We start from the raw sequence: 19,547 nt of genomic DNA, 5'->3' as shown, positions 1-19,547 counted from the left end.
CCCGCCGGTTGGTTCATGTCGCCCGCCCGTCCCTTCTCTTCTAGGTCAGCAGCACCGCGTCCAGCTGGTGGAGGGTGGTGATCTCGTGGTCGACGTCGTCGCCGCTGTCGACCTCCGCGTGCAGGCTCAGGCGCCGCCGCACCCGCACCGTGCGCCAGCCCAGCGAGCGGGGCCCGGCGAAGTCCTTGGCCGGGTTGTCGGCCACGTACACGCAGCTCTTGCCGTCGACGCCCAGCTCGCCCTGCACCTGCTCGAAGCTCCCGGGGTCGGGCTTGCCCTTGCCGGGGCCGAGGCTGGCGGTGAACACCATCGTCGACGTCCACGCCTCCAGCCCGAGCGCCCGCGCCTTGGCCTGCTGGCTCGACAGGTGCCCGTCGGTGATGGCGGCGAGCGCCACCATGCCCTGCCAGCGGTCGAGGCCCTCGCGGGCATCGGCGGCGAGAGCGATCGACGGGGCGTGGGTGCGGTAGCGGGCCACCAGCTCGGTGACCATGGCGTCGTCGTTGCGCATGCCGCACTCGGCCAGCACGTCGTCGAAGATCGTGTTGCGGGCACCGGACTCGAAGGCGGCCCAGGCCCGGGCGCCGAAGTCGTCGATGCCCAGGTCGCGCTGGGCCCAACGGCCGACGGCCTCGAAGCCGCTGCGGACGTAGTCGCGCTCGAGGTACAGGGTGTCGTCGATGTCGAGCACGATGGCGTCGACTGCGAGAGTCACTGGGTTCCTACTCCTGGTCCTGGTCGGTGACGAAGACGGCTGCGTCGTAGCGCAGCATCACCAGCCCGTCCTGCCACCCCTGCAAGGGGGCGGTCGATGGTAGGCCCAGCGCATCCTGCACCAGCGCCAACGGGAAGTCGGCTCCCGCCGCGTACGACAGTGGGTACCCACCACCGAAGCGGGCATTCATCTCGATCACCGCCAGTTGTCCCGGCTCGTCGCCCACGAACACCTGCACGTTGAGCGCCCCGTAGGCACCCGGCAGCGCCGCGCACAGCTTCTCGGCCAGTTCGATCAGCGCCGGCGACCGCACGGTCACCGCCTTCGACACCTCGCCGGAGCGGACCTCGATCCGCCGCCGGGGGATGGCGACCCGGCACGTGCCGTCACGGTCCGCCAGTAGGTCGATCGTGTGCTCCACACCCGTGGCCAGGCTCTGCACCAGGGCGTCGGGTCCGTTGGCCGCCTGCTCCAGCTCGGCGAGGTCGTGCACGACGCCCACGCCGATCGAGGCGCTGCCGAAGCGGGGCTTGACGATCAGCGGGAACGGCCAGGCGTCGGGGTCGGCCCGGACGTCGTCGACGGACCCCTGCTGCACGGTGGGGAAACCGCCGGCGACCAGCCAGTCGTGGGTGCGCTGCTTGTCGCCCCCGATCGTCGCCACCTCCGGGCTGGAGATCGCCACCGTGGTGCCGACCGCCGCGAACTGCTCCCGAGCCGCGGCGTAGACCGGCAGCTCCGGGTCGAGCGTCGGGATCACCAGGTCGACGTGCTGCTCCTCGCAGATCTGCAGCATGCGGGGCATGAACTCGGGGTCGGCGCAGCGGGGCACCAGGAACGCCTCGTCGGCGTCGTGGAAGGCGCCCGAGTACCAGGAGCAGTCGACGGCCAGCACCCGGCCGTCGCCCGACCCGAGGCCCTCGAGGGTGCGTCGGAAGGCACGCAGGAGCTCCACCCGCCGGCCGGCCGAGGAGATCAGGACCGTCGGCCGCTCAGACGGCATACCCGGACCCGGGGAACTCCGTGCGGGTGGCGTGGCCGTCCTCGCTGATGCCGTCGCGCGCCAGCACCGTCTGGACCGTGCGGCCGAGGATGTCGAAGTAGAGGCGGGGCGACCGGTGCTCGACGTACCAGACGTCGTGGTCGAGCTGCTCGTCCCAGGTCAGGCCGTTGCGGCCGTTCACCTGCGCCCAGCCGGTGATGCCCGGGCGCACGTCGTGGCGCCGGGCGTGCTCGTCGGAGTAGCGGGGCAGGTAGCGCACCGGCAGCGGCCGGGGCCCCACCATGCTCATCTCGCCCCACAGCACGTTCACCATCGTGGGCAGCTCGTCGATGCTGGTCGCCCGGATGAACTTGCCGAGCCGGGTGAGGCGCGCCGCGTCGGAGTCGGGGCCGTCCTCGCCGGGCTTCGGGTTCCGCATCGAGCGGAACTTCACCATCACGAACGTCTTCCCGTTGCGCCCTGCCCGCTCCTGCTTGAACAGGACCGGCGACCCCATCTGGAGCCGGATGAGCACCGCGGCGACCACGATGATGGGCGCGCCGACGATCAGCACCGCAGCTGCGATGAGGAAGTCGAGTATCCGAGAGGGATCGACAGTAAGTCCGCCCGACCCCTTATTACCTTCCGCCACGCCGGGGAGTCTGGCGCATCTGGTCGCCCGGCGCCAGGGGAGATCCGGATATCAGGAGACCTGGCCCAGCAGTTTCCTGTTCTTGATCTGCGCCTTGACGTAGTCGCGGTTCATGTAGGCGATGAAGTCGACCGAGATCTCCTTCGGGCACGCCTCCTGGCACTCGCCGTGGTTCGTGCAGGAGCCGAAGAACTCCTCCATCGTGTCGACCATCGCCGTGACCCGGGAGTAGCGCTCCGCCTGGCCCTGGGGCAGCAGGTTCAGGTGCTGCACCTTCGCCGCCGTGAACAGCTGGGCGGCGTTGTTGGGGCAGGCCGCCACGCAGGCCCCGCAACCGATGCAGGCCGCCGCGTCCATCGCCGCGTCGGCCACCACCTTGGGGATGGGCGTGATGTTGGCGTCGGGGGCGGCGCCCGTGGGGGCGGAGATGAAGCCGCCCGACTCGACGATGCGGTCGAACGCCTGGCGGTCGACGATGAGGTCGCGCAGCACCGGGAACGCCCGGGCCCGCCACGGCTCGACGAAGATCTCGTCGCCGTCGGAGAACTTGCGCATGTGCAGCTGGCAGGTGGCCGTGCCCCGCTGGGGGCCGTGGGCCTGGCCGTTGATCATCATCCCGCAGCTGCCGCAGATGCCCTCGCGGCAGTCGTGCTCGAAGGCGATCGGCTCCTCGTTCTTGGCGATCAGCCGCTCGTTGACGATGTCGAGCATCTCCAGGAACGACATGTCGGGGCTGATGTCCTTGGCTTCCTCGACGTAGGTGACCACCTGGCCGGGCTGCCCCGGGCCGGGCTGGCGCCAGATGTGCAGTGTTATGTCCATCGTGCGTCGCCGCTCCTACTTGTACGACCGCTGGGTCAGGTGCACGTTCTTGAAGTCGAGGGGCTCCTTGTGGAGCTTCGGGTCGTTGCCCTTGCCGGTCCACTCCCAGGCGCCGACGTAGGCGAACTGGTCGTCGTCGCGGAGCGCCTCGCCGTCGTCGGTCTGGTGCTCCTCGCGGAAGTGGCCTCCGCACGACTCCTCCCGGTGGAGGGCGTCGCGCACCAGCAGCTCGCCCAGCTCGAAGAAGTCGGCGACGCGGCCGGCCTTCTCCAGCGACTGGTTGAGCGAGTTGCCGCCGAGCACCCGCACGTCCTTCCAGAACTCCTCGCGCAGGGCCGGGATCTCGGAGAGGGCCTTCTCCAGGCCCTCCTTGTTGCGGGCCATGCCGCAGTACTCCCACATGATCTTCCCGAGGTCGCGGTGGAAGTCGTCGACCGAGCGGGTGCCCTTCACCGACAGGAACCGGGCGATGCGGTCGCCCACGTTGGCCTCGACGTCGGTGAAGACGGGGTCCGACGTGGGCACCGGGTCGTTGCCGAGCTGGCCCGACAGGTAGTTGGCCAGGGTGTAGCTGGCGACGAAGTAGCCGTCGGCCAGGCCCTGCATCAGCGCCGAGGCGCCGAGGCGGTTGGCGCCGTGGTCGGAGAAGTTGCCCTCGCCCAGCACGAACAGGCCGGGCACGTTGGACATCAGGTTGTAGTCCACCCAGAGCCCGCCCATCGTGTAGTGGACCGCCGGGTAGATGCGCATCGGGACCGAGTAGGGGTCCTCGTCGGTGATGCGCTCGTACATGTCGAACAGGTTCCCGTAGCGCTCCCGGATGGTGTCCTCGCCGAGGCGGGCGACGGCACCCGAGAAGTCGAGGTAGACGCCGTTCTTCAGCGGGCCGACACCGCGACCCTGGTCGACCACCGTCTTGGCGTTCCGTGACGCCACGTCGCGGGGGACCAGGTTGCCGAACGACGGGTACTTGCGCTCGAGGTAATAGTCGCGGTCCTCTTCGGGGATCTGGTCGGCCCGGCGGGTGTCGTCGGGGTTCTTCGGCACCCAGATGCGCCCGTCGTTGCGCAGCGACTCCGACATCAGCGTCAGCTTCGACTGGAACTCGTCCGAGGCCGGGATGCAGGTGGGGTGGATCTGCGTGTAGCAGGGGTTGGCGAACAGGGCGCCGCGCCGATGGGCCCGCCAGCCGGCCGTGACGTTGGAGAACTTGGCGTTGGTCGACAGGTAGTAGACGTTGCCGTAGCCGCCGGTGGCCAGCACCACGGCGTGGGCCGAGTGCGACAGGACCTGGCCGGTGACCATGTCGCGCACGGTGATGCCGACGGCGACGCCGTCCTTGACAACCAGGTCGAGCATCTCGGTGCGGGTGTGCAGCTTCACGGTGCCGGCGTGCACCTGGCGGGCCAGGGCCTGGTAGGCGCCGAGCAGCAGCTGCTGGCCGGTCTGGCCGCGGGCGTAGAAGGTGCGGGCCACCTGGGCGCCGCCGAAGCTGCGGTTGTCGAGCAGGCCGCCGTACTCGCGGGCGAAGGGCACGCCCTGGGCGACGCACTGGTCGATGATGTTCGCCGACACCTCGGCCAGCCGGTAGACGTTGGCCTCACGGCTGCGGAAGTCGCCGCCCTTGATGGTGTCGTAGAAGAGGCGCTGCACCGAGTCGCCGTCGCCCTTGTAGTTCTTGGCGGCGTTGATGCCGCCCTGGGCGGCGATCGAGTGCGCCCGGCGGGGGCTGTCGTGGAGGGTGAAGACCTCGACGTCGTAGCCCTGCTCGCCCAGCGTCGCCGCCGCCGATGCCCCGGCCAGGCCGGTGCCGACGATGATGATCTTGAAGCGCCGCCGGTTGTGCGGGGCGACGAGCGTCATGTCGAACTTGTGGTTCGTCCACGCCTCGTCGATCGGGTAGTCGGGGACGTTGCCGTTCAGCTCACCGATCACGGTGTCGCACCTTCCCCTCCTGCTTCCTCGTAGAGCTCGCAGGTCTCGATCCTGTCGCCGTCGACCCGGCAGTCGGGGTTGTCGTCGGCGTCGATCACCCCGGTCAGCACGGCGATCGGGAAGCTCAGGTTGCCGATCATCACGATGCCGGCGAACCCGGCGGCGAAGCCCTTGCGCCAGGAGTTCCACTTCGGGTTGTTGAGGCCGAGGCTCTGGAACATCGACCAGGCGCCGTGGAACAGGTGGATGCCCAGGGCGATGTTGGCGACGATGTAGATCGCCGCGATCGGCGGGCGCTCGAACGACGCCACCAGGTTGCGGAAGACGTCGCCCCGCTCGAAGTCGGGGTTGATCCAGCCCCAGGTCAGGTCGGCCAGGTGGAAGACCACGAACAGCAGGATCACCACGCCGGTGAGCCGCATCGAGCGGCTGGCGGCGGTGGCGGCCTGCCAGTCGCGCTTGGCGACGTACTTCCCCTGGGACCGGGCCCGGCGGTTCGTCAGCGTGAGGCTGGCGGCCGAGTGGATGTGGAACACGAAGGCGCCGGCCAGCCCGATCCGCAGCAGCCACAGGGTGACGGTACGGGGGAAGAACGGCACGAGCAGCTGGCGCAGCCACTCGCCGTAGTGGTTGGTGTCCTCGGCCCCCAGGTACAGCTTGAGGTTGCCGAGCATGTGGAAGAAGACGTAGCCCATGAGCCCGATGCCTGTGAGCGCCATGACCCACTTCTTGCCGACTGCCGAGCGGTAGAACTCGACGGGCCAAGGAGCTGGGCGGCGGCTGGGGTGCACCGGGGCGACTGTGGGTCGCTCCATCGTCTGCATCGCTTCGTTCAGCCTCCTGAACGCCCCTACTTGGCGTCCGCCGGCGAACCTACTCTCCGCACCCCATCCCCCAGAAAATCGACGCGGAGCGGTCACGCGATGGTCATCAGGCGATCCGCGACTCGTAACGGTTCGACACGCGTTCGCCGTCGGGGAGGTCGAGCTCGAGGTCGAGGACGAGAGGGCCGGGGGCGAAGGGCACGATCACCTGCAGCGTGCCCACCCGCACGCAGGAGTCCGGGCCGATGTCGCCGGTCCAGCGCCAGGCGTGGTCGCCGCCCGCCCACGACAGCTTGGCGGTCACCTCGGCGCCGTCGAGCGGGTCGCGCCGGTCGCTCACCACGTGGATGTCGAGGCCCAGCGGGTCGCCGGGCATCACCGACGCCGGCAGCCGGTCGGCCACCACGATCACCGGCCGGCAGACATCCCGCAGGGCGGCGAGGCCCAGCTTGGGACGCCGCTCCTCGTCGAGCACCGACCACGACACCGCCGGGTGCCCGTCGGCGAAGCAGAACTGGGCGAAGCCGCCGGCCGGCCGGTACTTCAGCCGCCGCAGCGTCTCGACGTGGTGCTTGAGCAGGGTCGCCTGGTAGCGCTGGGTGGCCGCCTGCCACGACTCGAAGGTGGCGTGGTCGGCCGGCGGCACGTAGCGGTCGAACGCGGACCGCTGCAGGCCGTGGGTCCGCTCCAGCCGCTCCCAGTCGAGGTCGGGCCAGCGCTCGGGCTCCATGAACGCCGCGCCCTCGCCCGAGGGCACCGCCTGCGCCCCGAACTCGGTGACGAACCGCGCCATCCGCGGCAGGGCCCGGCAGAAGGCGGGGAAGGACCGCTCGTCGCCCCAGTGCCAGCCGAACCAGAGGTGGGCGTCGGTGCCGTCGAAGCGGGGCGGGTGCGGCAGCACCCCCGAGTGGGGGACCACCGGCCGGGTGCCGTCGGCCCGCTGGAACGCCCGCTTGATCGACCCGTCGAGCACGGTCTTGTTCCAGGTCGGCAGCTGCTGGGCCCCGGCGATGCGGCTCCCCCTGGAGAGCCGGCCGGCCAGGTCGTCGGGCCACTCGGTGTGCTCCAGGGCGATGGGCTCGTCGTGCCCGCACCACACGGCGATCGACGGGTGGTGCCCCAGCAGGTCGACGGCGGCCCGGGCCTGGCGCACGGCCTGCCGGCGGATCCCGCGGGCGTAGCCCTGGTGCAGCGGCATGTCCTGCCACAGCAGGAGCCCGGCCTCGTCGGCGGCGTCGTACAGCTCGGGCCGGCTGACGTGGGCGTGCACCCGCAGCAGGTCGAGCCCGGTGTCGACGGCCAGCGCCACGTCGTCCGCCAGCTCCTCCGGGGTGGCCGCACCCAGCGCCATCCGGTTCGGCCCCTGGTTGGCGCCCTTGAGGAAGAGGCGCTCGCCGTTCACCGAGCACACCCAGTTCCGCAGCCGGATCGACCGCAGGCCGACGCGCAGCGACCGCTCGTCGCTCGGCTGCTCGTCGTCCGAGTCCTCCACGAACACCCGCACCCCCACGTCGTGGAGCACCGGGTCGCCGAGCGCGTGCGGCCACCACAACGAGGGCCGGTCGACGGTGACGGTCCAGTCGATGATGTTCTCGCCACCGGCCAGCGGGTGGACGGCCACGTGGTCGACCTCGCCGACCAGCGACTCGACCCGCACCGAACGGGCCGCGTCGCTGTCGAGCGTCGCCCGGAAGGCGACGACCGCCCGCTCCGACGACGCCTCCCGGCACAGCACCCGCAGCCGGGCGATCCGCACGGGCCCCGTCTCGGTCACGTGCACGGGACGCCAGATGCCGCCCGGGTTCCAGTCGGGGTCGAAGGAGTCCCCGCCCTGGAAGACGCCGGTGAGGTTGCGCTTGGCCTTCGTGTCGTGCTGCGGCGAGCAGGTGACCTCGGCGGCCAGCGTGTGCTCCGACCGGGCCCGCAGCGCGGAGGTCACCTCGAACGAGTGGGGGACGAAGTAGCCCTCGGTGTCGCCCAGGTAGGCGCCGTCGAGCCAGTGGTCGCCCTGGTAGAAGAGGCCCTCGAACGTGAGCCACCCCCGGCGTCCCTCCGCGGGAGCGGGCGCGGCGAAGTGGCAACGGTGCAGCAACGGCCCGTCGCTGCTGGCGAAGGGGTCGCGAGATCGCCAGTGCCCGGGGACGGTGATGGGTGCCCAGCCGCTGTCGTCGAAGCTGTCGTCGTAGTAGGCGCGTCGAAGGTGGTCGTCTGCTTCGGCGGCCCGCCAACCGTCGCTCAGAAACATAGGAGAGCCGGAGGCTACCCGCGGGTCACCGCGGTCAACCGGTCAAGCTTCGTTCGCCCGGTTGCGGCGCGCAGGCCGGCGATAGGTTGAGGCGCATGTCTCGTCCCACCACCTTGGGTGCCCTACGGGAGTCGGGTTGGCGGTCGGTGCCGGTGAAGGACGAGGTGCGGCGCAACGCCGTGGCTCGCATCGCCGCAGGCCAGGCCCTGATCCCCGGCGTGAAGGGCTACGACGACACCGTTCTCCCCCAGATCGAGAACGCGGTGTTGGCCGGTCACGACATGATCTTCCTCGGCGAGCGCGGCCAGGCGAAGACCCGCATCATCCGGAGCCTGGTCGACCTGCTCGACGAGTGGTCGCCGATCGTCGCCGGCAGCGAGATCAACGACGACCCCGACAACCCGGTGTCGCGCTACGCCCGCGACCTGATCGCCGAGCAGGGCGACGACACGCCGATCGCGTGGGTGCACCGGGAGCAGCGCTTCGGCGAGAAGCTGGCGACGCCCGACACCTCGATCGCCGACCTCATCGGCGAGGTCGACCCCATCAAGGTGGCCGAGGGCCGCTACCTGTCCGACGAGCTGACCATCCACTACGGCCTGGTCCCCCGCACGAACCGGGGCATCTTCGCCATCAACGAGCTGCCCGACCTGGCCGAGCGCATCCAGGTGGGCCTGCTCAACGTGCTGGAGGAGCGCGACGTCCAGGTGCGCGGCTACAAGATCCGCCTGCCGCTCGACGTGTGGCTGGTCGCCTCGGCCAACCCGGAGGACTATACGAACCGCGGCCGCATCATCACCCCGCTGAAGGACCGCTTCGGCAGCCAGGTGCGCACCCACTACCCGCTCGAGGTGGAGACCGAGGTGGCGATCGTCGAGCAGGAGGCCCGGCCGCTCGACGTCGAGGGCGTGCGGGTGTCGGTGCCCGACTACATGTCCGAGCTGGTGGCGACCCTCACCCACCTGGCCCGGGAGAGCTCGCACGTGAACCAGCGCTCGGGCGTGTCGGTGCGGCTGTCGGTGGCCAACCAGGAGGTGCTGGTGGCCAACGCCACCCGCCGCGCGCTGCGCCAGGGCGAGCGCGACGTGAGCCCCCGGGTGAGCGACCTCGACGCCCTCGCCGCGTCGACCATGGGCAAGGTCGAGATCGAGACGCTGGAGGACGGCCGCGAGGAGCAGATCGCCGAGCAGCTGCTGCGCGCCGCGATCCTCACGGTGTTCAAGCGCCGGGTGCCGCCGGGTTCGCTGCGCGACGTGGTGGTCGCCTTCGAGGAGGGGGCGACGGTGCAGACGGGCGACGACGTGGCCGCCGCCGACCTGGCCCGCCTGGTGGAGGAGGTGCCGTCGCTCCGGGAGCCGGTGGCGGCGCTGGCGGGCGGCGACGAGAGCCCGGCGGCGCTGGCCAGCGCGGTCGAGCTGGTGCTGGAGGGCCTGCACCTGTCGAAGCGCCTCAACAAGGACGCCCTCGCCTCGGGCGCCACCTACCGCAGCCGCAACTGAAAGCCCTCGAACCCCTCGAAATTGCGTTCGAAAACCCGCATGGAGCGGGCTGATCAGCGCAATTTCGGACGGGTTCGGACGGGTCAGCGGTTGCCGGTCAGTCCGCCGCCGTCGACGATGGTGCGGCTCCACGGGCGGATCGTCGCCCGGAGCCGGTCGCAGGTCTCCTCGCCCAGCGCCTCCCACGGCGCCAGCGCGGCCGCGTCGGTGGCGTCCTCGACCTGCTCGCGGGCGGCCCGGCCGGTGTCGGTGAACCCGCCGTCGGCGTCGAGCCAGCCCCGGGTGCGCAGGTCGTCGGCGGCGGTCTGCCACTCGTCCTCGGGCCAGCCCCGGGTGCGCTTGAGGACGTCGGGCGGCAGGATGCCCTCGGCGGCGGCGATGTGGGTGTGCAGGGCCTCGCACGGGCTGACGTCGGCGAGCAGCAGGGCGGCGACGTGGCCGTCGCCCCGGTACTCCCGCAGCAGGGTGAGGGCGTGCCAGAGGACCAGCAGCGGCTCGTCGGGCCAGTCGAGCCCGACGTGGCCGGCGTAGAGGGGTCGCCCGGCGGTGTCGCACGCCTCGGTCGCCTTCCGGGCCGTCGCGGCGGCCCACGCCAGCTCCGGCGAGGTCACGACCTCGTCGCCCAGCAGCTCCCGCAGCGCCACGTCGGCCGCCGAGAAGCGGGCCGCGACGATCGCCTCCGGAGAGGCGACGTCCCACGCCGCCGGGATCGCGGCCTCGACCACCGTCGGGTTGAAGTTGAAGAACGTGGCGGTCACGACCTCGGCCGCCACCGCGCCCATCGGCGCGCTGCGGGACGCGAAGTAGCCGGTTCGCCGGGGGATGCCCAGCGCGTCGTAGGCCTCGGTGGCCCGCGGCGTGAAGTAGATCATCGCGTGGACGGGCTCGAGGGTCCGCCACATCTTGCGTGCCACGATCGCTTCCATCGCCGGGAGGCTAACTGCGGGTGTGCCCAGGTACCGTGGCTCGCGATGGCGCGGCCGAAGTTCCGATACAGCCGCTGGGACGGCACGCAGGTGGGCTTCGAGCTCGACGCGGACACCGTCTTCGAGCAGATCACCGACGACCTCCTCTACCACGGCGACCTCCACGCGGCGCTGCGGCGGCTCCTCCAGTCGGGTTTCCAGGACCGGGACGGCAACTGGGTCCAGGGCGTGCGCGAGCTGCTCGAACGCCTGCGCCGCGAGCGCCAGGAGCGGCTCGACCGCTTCGACCTCGGTGGCGTCTACGACGAGATCGCCCGCGAGCTGGGCGAGGTGGTCGAGACCGAGCGCCGGGCCCTGCCGGGCGACGACGAGCGCCAGTTCCAGCTCGACATGCTCCCGCCCGACCTCGCCGGCCAGGTCCGCGAGCTGCAGAGCTACGACTTCGCCTCCCCCGAGGCCGGCCAGCGCTTCGAGGAGCTCGTGGAGCGCCTCCGCCAGCAGGTGCTCGACTCGTACGTGAACCGCATGACCGGCGCCGTCGAGGGCATGACCCCCGAGGACATGGCCCGCCTCAAGGACATGCTCGCCGAGCTCAACCAGATGATCGAGCAGCGGGCGCGGGGCCAGGAGCCCGACTTCGACGGGTTCATGGAGCGCCACGGCGACTTCTTCCCCGAGAACCCGCAGAACCTCGACGAGCTGCTCGAGGTGCTGGCCCGTCGCATGGCGGCGATGCAGGCGATGCTCGCCTCGATGACGCCCGAGCAGCGGGCCCAGATCGACCAGCTCGCCTCCCAGCTGCTCGACGACATGGACCTGCGCTGGCAGATCGACCAGCTGGGCTCCCAGCTCCAGGGCATGTTCCCCGGGATGGGCTGGGGTCAGCAGTACGACTTCCGCGGCCAGGACCCGCTCGGTCTGGCGCAGGCCGCGTCGACGCTGGAGGAGCTCGGCGACCTCGACCGCCTCGAGCAGCTGCTCCGGGGCGCCGCCCAGCCGGGCGCGCTGGCCGAGGTCGACGTCGAGCGGGCCAAGGAGCTGCTGGGCGACGAGGCCGGCAGCAGCCTCGACGAGCTGGCCCGCCTCACCCGGATGCTCCAGGAAGCCGGCCTGGTCGACCAGCGCGAGGGGCGCCTGGAGCTGACCCCGAAGGGCCTGCGCAAGATCGGCCGCAACGCCCTGCACGATCTGTTCCAGAAGCTGGCCAAGGACCGCCTCGGCCGCCACGACCTGGAGCTGACCGGGGCCGGCCACGAGCGCACCTACGAGACCAAGGCCTACGAGTTCGGCGACCCGTTCAACCTCCACATCGAGCGGACGGTCCGCAACGCGGTGGCCCGGATGGGCGGCGGCACCCCGGTCGAGCTGTCACCCGAGGACTTCGAGGTGGAGCGCACCGAGCAGGTGGTCCGGTCGTCCACGGTGCTGATGCTCGACCTGTCGCTGTCGATGCCGATGCGCGACAACTTCCTCGCCGCCAAGAAGGTGGCGATGGCACTGCACTCGCTGATCTCCACGCAGTTCCCCCGCGACTACCTGGGCATCGTCGGGTTCTCCGAGGTGGCGCGCGAGATCCGGCCGCAGGACCTGCCCGAGGTGTCGTGGGACTTCGTCTACGGCACCAACATGCAGCACGCCTTCCAGATCAGCCGGCGGCTGCTGGCCCGGGAGGGCGGTACCCGGCAGATCATCATGATCACCGACGGCGAGCCGACCGCCCACTTCGAGTCGGGCATGGCCGAGCCGTTCTTCTCCTACCCGCCGGTGAAGGAGACGGTCGACGCCACGCTGCGCGAGGTGGTCCGCTGCACCCGCGACGGCATCCGCATCAACACCTTCATGCTCGACCCGACCGGCCACCTGCGGGCGTTCGTGGAGCAGCTCACCAAGCTGAACCAGGGCCGGGCGTTCTTCACCACCCCGGAGACGCTGGGCGACTACGTGCTGGTCGACTTCATCGAGCAGAAGCGCCGGCTCAGAAGATCCGCAGGCCCAGCACGCCGATCAGCCCGCTGACGAGGTCGCCCAGGCCGGCGCCGCCGCTTCCAGGTGTCGGCTCCGGTGTGGGTGTCGCTGTGGGCGTCGGCTCCGGTGTGGGTGTCGCTGTGGGCGTCGGCTCCGGTGTCGGCGTCGCGGTGGGCGTTGGGCTGGGCGTCGGCTGGGCGGTGGGCCTCGGGGTCGGCCTGGGTGTGGGGCCTGTTGTCGGTTGCGAACTGCCGCCCGGGGGCGTCGTGGCGCCGGGGGAGTCGGTCGTGCCGGTGGTGCCGCCGGCGACCGGGGGGAAGCCGGGGAGGAACACGCCGGACTGACCCGGGGGCAGCGTCACGACCGGCTCGCCGGCCGGCGGGTCGCCGGGATCGCGCACGATGACCACGTCGGGGGGCGTGCTGGCGGGGACGGTGGTGGTCGGCCCGGACTCTCCCGCTTCCTCGAACGCCCAGGGAGTATCGTCGCCGGACGCTTCCTCGTCGGGGCCCTCGGCGCTCACCCAGCGCAGACCCAGCACGGCGACCACGAGGGCACCGATCACGAACGCCACGCCGACCGACGAGTTGGCGCGGCCCCCGCCGCCGTGGCCGCGCGTGAAGGCCACGAACGAATCCATCCATTCCCGAGCAACCTCCCGCACAGCGCCCGATGTTACGACGTTCTCGATTCTCGCGTCGCTCGCTCTTGCGCTCGGGCCGCAGGTGAGGGAAGATCACACCCGTGTAATTACAAGTGTGGTATTGGCCCACGCCCGGTAGGGCAGCCATGGGGCACCACCGCACTGTGTGGTTCCGCACACGAGTAGACGAATCAACGATGATGACGAGCCCAAACGGGAAGGGGGCCAGATGAAACTCTCCGTGGCCACAGATCCCGAGGACAGGACATGGCAGGACTACTCGAACTGCCTAGGCGTGGATCCCGATTTGTTCTTCCCCGAGAGGGGAGCTTCGACGCGCGAGGCCAAGGAGGTCTGCCGCGGCTGCGTCGTGAGGGAGCATTGCCTCGAATACGCACTGGTCAACGGTGAGAAGTTCGGTATCTGGGGAGGCATGAGCGAGCGCGAACGCCGTCGCATTCGCCGTCAACGCGCCCTCGCCCGCCGGGTAGCCACCGCTGCGTCGGCCAGCTAACAAGCCCACCACCAGACAGCGTTGCTGCGGCCATGACTTCGGAGGTCATGGCCGCGCTGCGCGTCCTGGGGCATCCTGCAGCGATGGACGACGACCCGCTGCTGTCCGCCATGCCCTTCGCCGTCTCGAGCGGTTTCGAGCTGCTCGAACGCGGGGCCGACCTGGTCGAGGGCCGGGTCGACTGGGCGCCGGAACGCTGCACGGCCGCCGGCATCCTCCACGGCGCCGTGCTGATGGGCCTGGCCGACACCCTCGGCGCGGTGTGCGCCTTCCTCAACCTGCCGCCGGGGGCCGGGACGTCGACGATCGAGTCGAAGACCAACTTCTTCCGGGCGGTGCGGGAGGGGACCGTCCACGGCCGGGCCCGGCCGGTCCACGTCGGCCGGACGACGATCGGCGTCCAGACCGAGCTCCGTGACGACCAGGATCGCCTCGTCGCCCTGACCTTCCAGACCCAGGCGGTCCTAACGGGGTAACCGGGCCTCGATGGTCCGGTCCTCCGACAGGTCGAGCTGCACCCAGCGGTCGGGGGGCGTGCGGTCGAGCAGCGACTGGGGGACCAGCCCCACCAGCTCCGCTCCCGCCAACGGGACCAGCGCCGACACCAGGTCCCAGGCCTCGGCCGGGCCGACCACGTCGGGCGAGATCAGGTTCATCGACACCTGCACCCGGTCGCCCACCGGCAGCCCCAAGGCCCGCAGGTGCGGTCCTCTGACGACCTGCGCCACCTTGCGGGCCACCGCCAGGTCGGGCGTCGCCAGGTAGACGTTCCACGCCACCAGCACCGGCCGCGCCCCCACGGCGACGGCACCGGCCGACGGGTGCGGCGCTGCGGGACCGTGGTCGGGCTCCAAGCCGGCGAAGGCGCCGCGCCGCACATCCGGCAGCGTGCGCTCCGGGCCGTACAGGAACGCCGGCACGCCCAGCTCGTCGCCGATCCAGGCGGCGAAGCGGTCCCGGGCGGCGACCGCGTCGTCCAGCGTCGCGTCGCCCAGGGGCACGAAGGGCACCACGTCGACCACGCCGATCCGGGGGTGCACGCCCTGGTGGTCCCGCAGGTCGAGCCGTGCGACGGCGGCCCGGGCGACTGCCTGCGGGGCCGACTCGCCCACGAGCGTCAGCACCGACCGGTTGTGGTGGGGATCGACGTGGGTGTCGAGCAGGGCGTCGCCGGCGGCCTCGCCGATCGCCGTCACCAGCCCCGTGCGCCGCCCCTCACTGACGTTCACGACGCATTCAATGAGCATTCACCCATCCAATCTTGCCGTGGTGACGAAGGAGGGGATAGGCAGACACGCCAGCGAACATTCGCCCAGCGAAAGGTACAGTTGCCCCGTGCCTTCAGGACCGGAATTCATCATCGTCCTCGTGGTCATCCTCGTGTTGTTCGGCGGTGCCAAGCTCCCGAAGCTCGCTCGTTCGCTGGGTCAGGCCCAGAACGAGTTCAAGAAGGGCCTCAAGGACGGCGCCAAGTTCGAGGACGACGACGACGCTCCGGCCGAGCGTCCCAAGCCGACGGCGGCCGAGTAGCCCAACCGAGATCGACACACCGGGTGCGTCCACGTGGCGCGCCCGGTTGGCGCGACGGCGAGCGCACGCCGGACGCGCCGAAGACGACGGCTGACTTGCAGCCGTCGTTTCCGCGTTCGGGTCGTTCTCTCGGGTCTCCCAGCCCCTGATCGCTCAGTTGCTGAGCGCAGCCAGCCTCGCCAGGCGACGTCGCTTCAGGATGCGACGCCGCTCGCGCTCGGAACATCCGCCCCAGACGCCGTGGTCGATGCGATTCGCCAGGGCGTATTCGAGACACGGTTGCTTGACCGGGCAGTCGACACAGATCCGCCTCGCAACCTCGACACCCACGCCATCGCTGGGGAAGAACATCTTCGGCGATTCAATGGCGCAGTTGCCTCGGGCCATCCACTCGGTTCCCATCTGTCCTCCGTTAATGAGGGATGTCCTTTCTACGGTTGGCGACCGCGATCGGTTCCCCCTTTTTTCGACTCTTCTCCACCCACACGCCGGAGAGACGTGCCGCGCTTACGCAACCGGCGTTCGAAGCGGTAACCATGGGGTGGATGAGCCCGCCCGATCGCGATGTGCCCACGGCCCCGCCGAGCGCCTGGCCGTGGGCGAGCCCGGGGTCCGCCAGCGGTGGTCTCCGGCCGCCGCCCCCACCGAGCGGCCCCCCGTACGCGCCGGGCCCGCTGGGTCCGCCGGACGAGCCCGGTAGGCCCTCCCACGTCCGCAAGCCCCGGCGGCGCGGCTGGCTGGTGGCGCTGGCCGCCTTCGTGCTGGGAGGCATGTTCGCGGGGAGCGTCGCCGCCGCGGTCGTGGCCAGCGACGACGACCAGACCCAGGTCGTGGCCCGTCCCGCCATCCTGACCCCCGAGGGCGTCATGGACATCCAGGCGATCCTCGACAAGGTGCAGGAGTCGGTGGTCACCATCGAGACCAGCGCGGCGACCGCGGGCGGGGTGTTCGAGGGGGCCGGCACCGGCATCCTCCTGTCGCCCGACGGCCTGGTGCTCACCAACGCCCACGTGATCAGCGGCTCCAACGAGATCAACGTGCGGCTGTTCGACGGCGCCACCCACCCGGCCGGCCTCGTCGGCAGCCAACCGGAGGACGACCTGGCGGTCATCAAGGTGGAGGGCGTCGACGACCTGCTGCCCGCCGAGCTGGGGTCGTCGGACGTGCTGCAGGTGGGCGAACCGGTGATCGCGATCGGCAACGCCCTCAACCTGGGCGGTCAGCCGAGCGTCACCCAGGGGATCGTGTCGGCCAAGGACCGCAGCATCGACGACTCGGGCATCGCCGGCGAGCAGATCAGCCTCAACAACCTCATCCAGACCGACGCCGCCATCAACCCGGGCAACTCGGGCGGCCCGCTGCTCGACGCGGCCGGCCAGGTGGTGGGCATCAACACGGCGATCATCGCCGAGAGCCAGAACATCGGCTTCGCCATCGCCATCGACCCGGTCAAGCCGCTCATCGACGAGCTGCGCAACGGCGGCGGCGAGATCAACCCCGACACGGCGTTCCTGGGGGTGCAGTCGGTCGACCTGTCCGGGGTCGACGAGGCGGTGCGCAACCAGCTGGGCATCGTCGCCGAGGAGGGTGCGTTCGTCGCCGAGGTGTCGCCCGGCACCGCGGCCGAGGACGCCGGGATCGAGGACGGCGACGTGATCGTCGCCATCGACGGCGAGCCGATCGACACCTCCACCGACGTGGCCAACACCGTGCGCGACCACGATCCCGGCGACCAGGTGGAGCTGCGCATCGAGCGCGACGGCGAGGAGCAGACGATCACCGCCACGCTGGGCCGTCGGGGCAGCTGACAGGCGCCCGCTAACCCCGCCAACCACCCCGCCGCCGCCCCAAGCGGACTCGGGCTTCGCCGAGGCAGCTAGCCTGCAGGCCCTATGTCTGACGTCGAGACCACCGAAGTCGAGCCGCCGCGGGCGCACGCGCAGGTCGTGTACCTGGGCCCCGTGGCCCCGCACTGGGAGGTGCGGTCCTCGTTCGGCGACCGGAAGATCATCGACGACTTCCGCTCCCGGGTGCAGGCGCGCCTGGTGCTGCTGCCGCCCCACGACCCCCAGTTCCGCCGCAACCGCGAGCGGGTCGTCCGCGACGCGGAGCGCGAGAACATCCTGCTGGAGTGGGATCTCGGTTACGAAGAAGACGACAACTCGTAAGCGCCTGGTCATCTGAGGCATCCGGGCCCGCCGGTAGGTTGACCGGATGACGGACCCGGATGACGCTGTACCGCGCCAGTTCAACCGGGAGCTGTCGTGGCTCGACTTCAACGAGCGGGTGCTCACCCTGGCCGCCGACGAGTCGGTGCCGATGCTCGAGCGGGCCAAGTTCCTCGCCATCTTCAACCAGAACCTCGACGAGTTCTTCCAGGTCCGCGTCGCCGGCCTGAAGGACCAGGTGGCCGCCGGCATCACCGCCCCCAGCCCCGACGGCCGGTCGCCGGCCCAGCAGCTGGTGGAGGTGCGCGAGCGGCTGGAGCGGCTGCTGCCGTGGATGGAGGAGACCTTCCTCGAGAAGGTGGCCCCGGCCCTGGCCGACTCGGGGATCGTGTTCTCGTCGTGGGCGGAGCTCGACGAGGAGGACGAGAAGTTCCTCGTCGAGACCTTCGAGCAGCGGATCTTCCCGGTGCTCACGCCGCTGGCGGTCGACCCGGGCCATCCGTTCCCCTACATCTCCAACCTGTCGCTGAACCTGGCCGTGATCGTGCGCGACCCCGTGGCCGGCGAGCGGCGCTTCGCCCGGGTGAAGGTGCCGTCGATCCTGCCCCGCTTCGTGGTGCTGCCCGACGGCGAGCGCTACGTGCCGCTGGAGCAGGTCATCGCCGCCCACCTGGGCGACCTGTTCCCGGGCATGGAGATCGAGCAGGTCCACCCCTTCCGGGTCACCCGCAACGCCGACCTGACGTTGGAGGAGGAGGAGGCCGACGACCTGCTGGCCGCGGTGGAGCTGGAGGTGCGACGCCGCCGCTTCGGTCGGGCGGTGCGCCTGGAGCTCGACGCCGCCACCAGCCAGGAGGTCCACGACCTGCTGCAACGGGAGCTCGACCTGGACGACGACGACGTCTACACGTCGCCCGCCCCGCTCGACCTCGGCGGCCTGTGGTCGGTGTACGGCCTCGACCGGCCCGACCTGAAGGACGACCTCTACCTGCCGGTGACGCCCGCCCGGCTGGTGAACGACGACGAGCCGGCCGACCTGTTCGCGGCCCTGCGCCGCAGCGACGTGCTCGTCCACCACCCCTACGAGAGCTTCCGCACCACCGTCGGCGAGCTGGTCCGCCAGGCGGCGAAGGACGACCAGGTGCTGGCCATCAAGATGACCCTGTACCGCACGTCGGGTGACAGCCCGGTGGTGAAGTCGTTGATCCGGGCGGCCGAGGACGGCAAGCAGGTGGCGGCGCTGGTGGAGCTGAAGGCCCGCTTCGACGAGAGCGCCAACATCGAGTGGGCGAGGGCGCTGGAGGAGGCGGGCGTCCACGTCGTCTACGGGCTGATCGGGCTGAAGGTCCACGCCAAGACCCTGCTCATCGTGCGTGACGAGCCCGACGGCCTGCGCCGCTACTGCCACATCGGCACCGGCAACTACAACCCCACGACGGCTGCGCTCTACGAGGACCTGGGCTTCCTCTCGTGCGACCCCTCGATCGGCAACCAGCTCACCCAGCTGTTCAACGAGCTGACCGGCTACGGCCGCAACGTGCGCTACGAGTCGCTGATGGTGGCGCCCAGGACGCTGCGCAACGACATGGCCGAGCTGATCCGCCAGGAGACGGCGGTGGCGGAGGCGGGTGGCGAGGGGCGGATCGTCATGAAGATGAACGCCCTCACCGACGACGACCTGATCGAGCAGCTCTACGTCGCCTCGGAGGCGGGCGTGCAGATCGACCTGGTCATCCGGGGCATCTGTGCCCTGGTGCCGGGGGCGGAGGGGCAGTCGTCCAACATCCGGGTGCGCTCGCTGGTGGGCCGCTACCTGGAGCACTCGCGCATCTACTACTTCGGCAACGGCGACGGCCCCGGCCAGCCCCGCTACATCATCGGCTCGGCCGACCTCCGGGCCCGCAACCTCGACCGCCGCGTCGAGGTGCTCGTGTCGGTCACCCAGCCCGACCTGCAGGATCGCCTCCAGGAGATCCTCGACCTCCTCCTGGAGGACGACGAGGTCGCCTGGGAGCTCCGCACCGACGGCACCTGGTGCCGCTGCTCCCCGCCACCCGACGCGGAGCCCCACGACACCCACCGCCGTCTCCAGGAACTGGCGATCGCCCGCTCCCGCCAGCCCTGACC

At 70.8% G+C, this 19,547-nt stretch carries 19 protein-coding genes; 8 read left to right on the top strand and 11 right to left on the bottom strand.

All coding sequences use genetic code 11. From position 1 onward, the window contains the following. Positions 1–40: 40 nt before the first annotated feature. From VK611_20595 to VK611_20565, 7 genes are all read right to left on the bottom strand, one after another. Positions 41–715: an HAD family hydrolase gene (locus VK611_20595; protein ID HMG43743.1), complete on the bottom strand. Its 675-nt coding sequence runs from the start codon at positions 713–715 to the stop codon at positions 41–43. Positions 716–722: 7 nt separating this feature from the next. Then, positions 723–1,718, bottom strand: coding sequence for an ATP-grasp domain-containing protein (locus VK611_20590; GenBank protein ID HMG43742.1), 996 nt, complete (start codon positions 1,716–1,718; stop codon positions 723–725). Continuing rightward, positions 1,708–2,349, bottom strand: a complete 642-nt coding sequence (locus VK611_20585) for a sugar transferase (GenBank protein ID HMG43741.1) — start codon at positions 2,347–2,349, stop codon at positions 1,708–1,710. Before VK611_20585 ends, VK611_20590 begins: the two co-directional genes overlap by 11 nt. Before the next feature lie 51 nt (positions 2,350–2,400). After that, on the bottom strand, positions 2,401–3,171 hold the full coding sequence (locus VK611_20580) for a succinate dehydrogenase/fumarate reductase iron-sulfur subunit (protein ID HMG43740.1): 771 nt from the start codon (positions 3,169–3,171) through the stop codon (positions 2,401–2,403). A 15-nt stretch (positions 3,172–3,186) separates the two neighbouring features. Then, entirely contained in the window at positions 3,187–5,106 is a 1,920-nt protein-coding gene (locus VK611_20575) for a fumarate reductase/succinate dehydrogenase flavoprotein subunit (GenBank protein HMG43739.1), read from the bottom strand. Then, positions 5,103–5,921 carry a succinate dehydrogenase cytochrome b subunit gene (locus tag VK611_20570; GenBank protein ID HMG43738.1) on the bottom strand — a complete coding sequence of 273 codons (819 nt, stop codon included), beginning with the start codon at positions 5,919–5,921 and terminating at the stop codon, positions 5,103–5,105. Before VK611_20570 ends, VK611_20575 begins: the two co-directional genes overlap by 4 nt. A gap of 115 nt (positions 5,922–6,036) precedes the next feature. After that, complete coding sequence (locus tag VK611_20565) at positions 6,037–8,175, bottom strand: hypothetical protein (protein HMG43737.1); 2,139 nt, start codon at positions 8,173–8,175, stop codon at positions 6,037–6,039. 95 nt (positions 8,176–8,270) lie between these two features. Between VK611_20565 and VK611_20560 the strand changes: the two genes are divergently transcribed. Further along, the gene (locus VK611_20560) at positions 8,271–9,674 is read left to right on the top strand and encodes a sigma 54-interacting transcriptional regulator (GenBank protein ID HMG43736.1); all 1,404 of its coding nucleotides are present in this window, start codon (positions 8,271–8,273) and stop codon (positions 9,672–9,674) included. An 83-nt stretch (positions 9,675–9,757) separates the two neighbouring features. Here the strand turns inward: VK611_20560 and VK611_20555 are convergent, their stop codons facing one another. Next, positions 9,758–10,600, bottom strand: coding sequence for a hypothetical protein (locus VK611_20555; GenBank protein ID HMG43735.1), 843 nt, complete (start codon positions 10,598–10,600; stop codon positions 9,758–9,760). Between the two features lie 45 nt (positions 10,601–10,645). Between VK611_20555 and VK611_20550 the strand changes: the two genes are divergently transcribed. After that, positions 10,646–12,616 carry a hypothetical protein gene (locus tag VK611_20550; GenBank protein HMG43734.1) on the top strand — a complete coding sequence of 657 codons (1,971 nt, stop codon included), beginning with the start codon at positions 10,646–10,648 and terminating at the stop codon, positions 12,614–12,616. On the opposite strand, the gene VK611_20545 is transcribed toward VK611_20550, so the two are convergent. Further along, positions 12,576–13,205 carry a hypothetical protein gene (locus tag VK611_20545; GenBank protein ID HMG43733.1) on the bottom strand — a complete coding sequence of 210 codons (630 nt, stop codon included), beginning with the start codon at positions 13,203–13,205 and terminating at the stop codon, positions 12,576–12,578. The genes VK611_20550 and VK611_20545 overlap by 41 nt on opposite strands. 232 nt (positions 13,206–13,437) lie before the next feature. Between VK611_20545 and VK611_20540 the strand changes: the two genes are divergently transcribed. After that, positions 13,438–13,722 carry a WhiB family transcriptional regulator gene (locus VK611_20540; GenBank protein HMG43732.1) on the top strand — a complete coding sequence of 95 codons (285 nt, stop codon included), beginning with the start codon at positions 13,438–13,440 and terminating at the stop codon, positions 13,720–13,722. Between the two features lie 32 nt (positions 13,723–13,754). Next, positions 13,755–14,198: a PaaI family thioesterase gene (locus VK611_20535; protein HMG43731.1), complete on the top strand. Its 444-nt coding sequence runs from the start codon at positions 13,755–13,757 to the stop codon at positions 14,196–14,198. Here the strand turns inward: VK611_20535 and VK611_20530 are convergent. Next, on the bottom strand, positions 14,187–14,969 hold the full coding sequence (locus VK611_20530) for a hypothetical protein (GenBank protein HMG43730.1): 783 nt from the start codon (positions 14,967–14,969) through the stop codon (positions 14,187–14,189). The genes VK611_20535 and VK611_20530 overlap by 12 nt on opposite strands. 88 nt (positions 14,970–15,057) lie before the next feature. Between VK611_20530 and tatA the strand changes: the two genes are divergently transcribed. Beyond that, on the top strand, positions 15,058–15,252 hold the full coding sequence (gene tatA, locus VK611_20525; GenBank protein HMG43729.1) for a twin-arginine translocase TatA/TatE family subunit: 195 nt from the start codon (positions 15,058–15,060) through the stop codon (positions 15,250–15,252). A 153-nt stretch (positions 15,253–15,405) separates the two neighbouring features. Here tatA and VK611_20520 read toward each other — a convergent pair whose 3' ends face one another. Next, the gene (locus VK611_20520; GenBank protein HMG43728.1) at positions 15,406–15,654 is read right to left on the bottom strand and encodes a WhiB family transcriptional regulator; all 249 of its coding nucleotides are present in this window, start codon (positions 15,652–15,654) and stop codon (positions 15,406–15,408) included. Positions 15,655–15,797: 143 nt separating this feature from the next. On the opposite strand from VK611_20520, the gene VK611_20515 reads away from it, so the two are divergent. The 3 genes from VK611_20515 to ppk1 all read left to right on the top strand — a co-directional run bounded on the left by VK611_20515 (position 15,798) and on the right by ppk1 (position 19,545). Continuing rightward, positions 15,798–17,060: a trypsin-like peptidase domain-containing protein gene (locus VK611_20515; protein ID HMG43727.1), complete on the top strand. Its 1,263-nt coding sequence runs from the start codon at positions 15,798–15,800 to the stop codon at positions 17,058–17,060. Positions 17,061–17,144: 84 nt separating this feature from the next. After that, positions 17,145–17,420, top strand: coding sequence for a hypothetical protein (locus VK611_20510; GenBank protein HMG43726.1), 276 nt, complete (start codon positions 17,145–17,147; stop codon positions 17,418–17,420). Positions 17,421–17,466: 46 nt separating this feature from the next. Then, positions 17,467–19,545: a polyphosphate kinase 1 gene (gene ppk1 / locus VK611_20505; protein HMG43725.1), complete on the top strand. Its 2,079-nt coding sequence runs from the start codon at positions 17,467–17,469 to the stop codon at positions 19,543–19,545. The last annotated feature ends 2 nt before the right edge of the window (positions 19,546–19,547 follow it).

This window comes from Acidimicrobiales bacterium (assembly GCA_035316325.1).
Classification (GTDB): domain Bacteria; phylum Actinomycetota; class Acidimicrobiia; order Acidimicrobiales; family VFJN01; genus DASXTK01.
The sequence above is the reverse complement of the archived record's forward strand: the minus strand, read 5'-3'. Positions and strand labels throughout refer to the sequence as shown.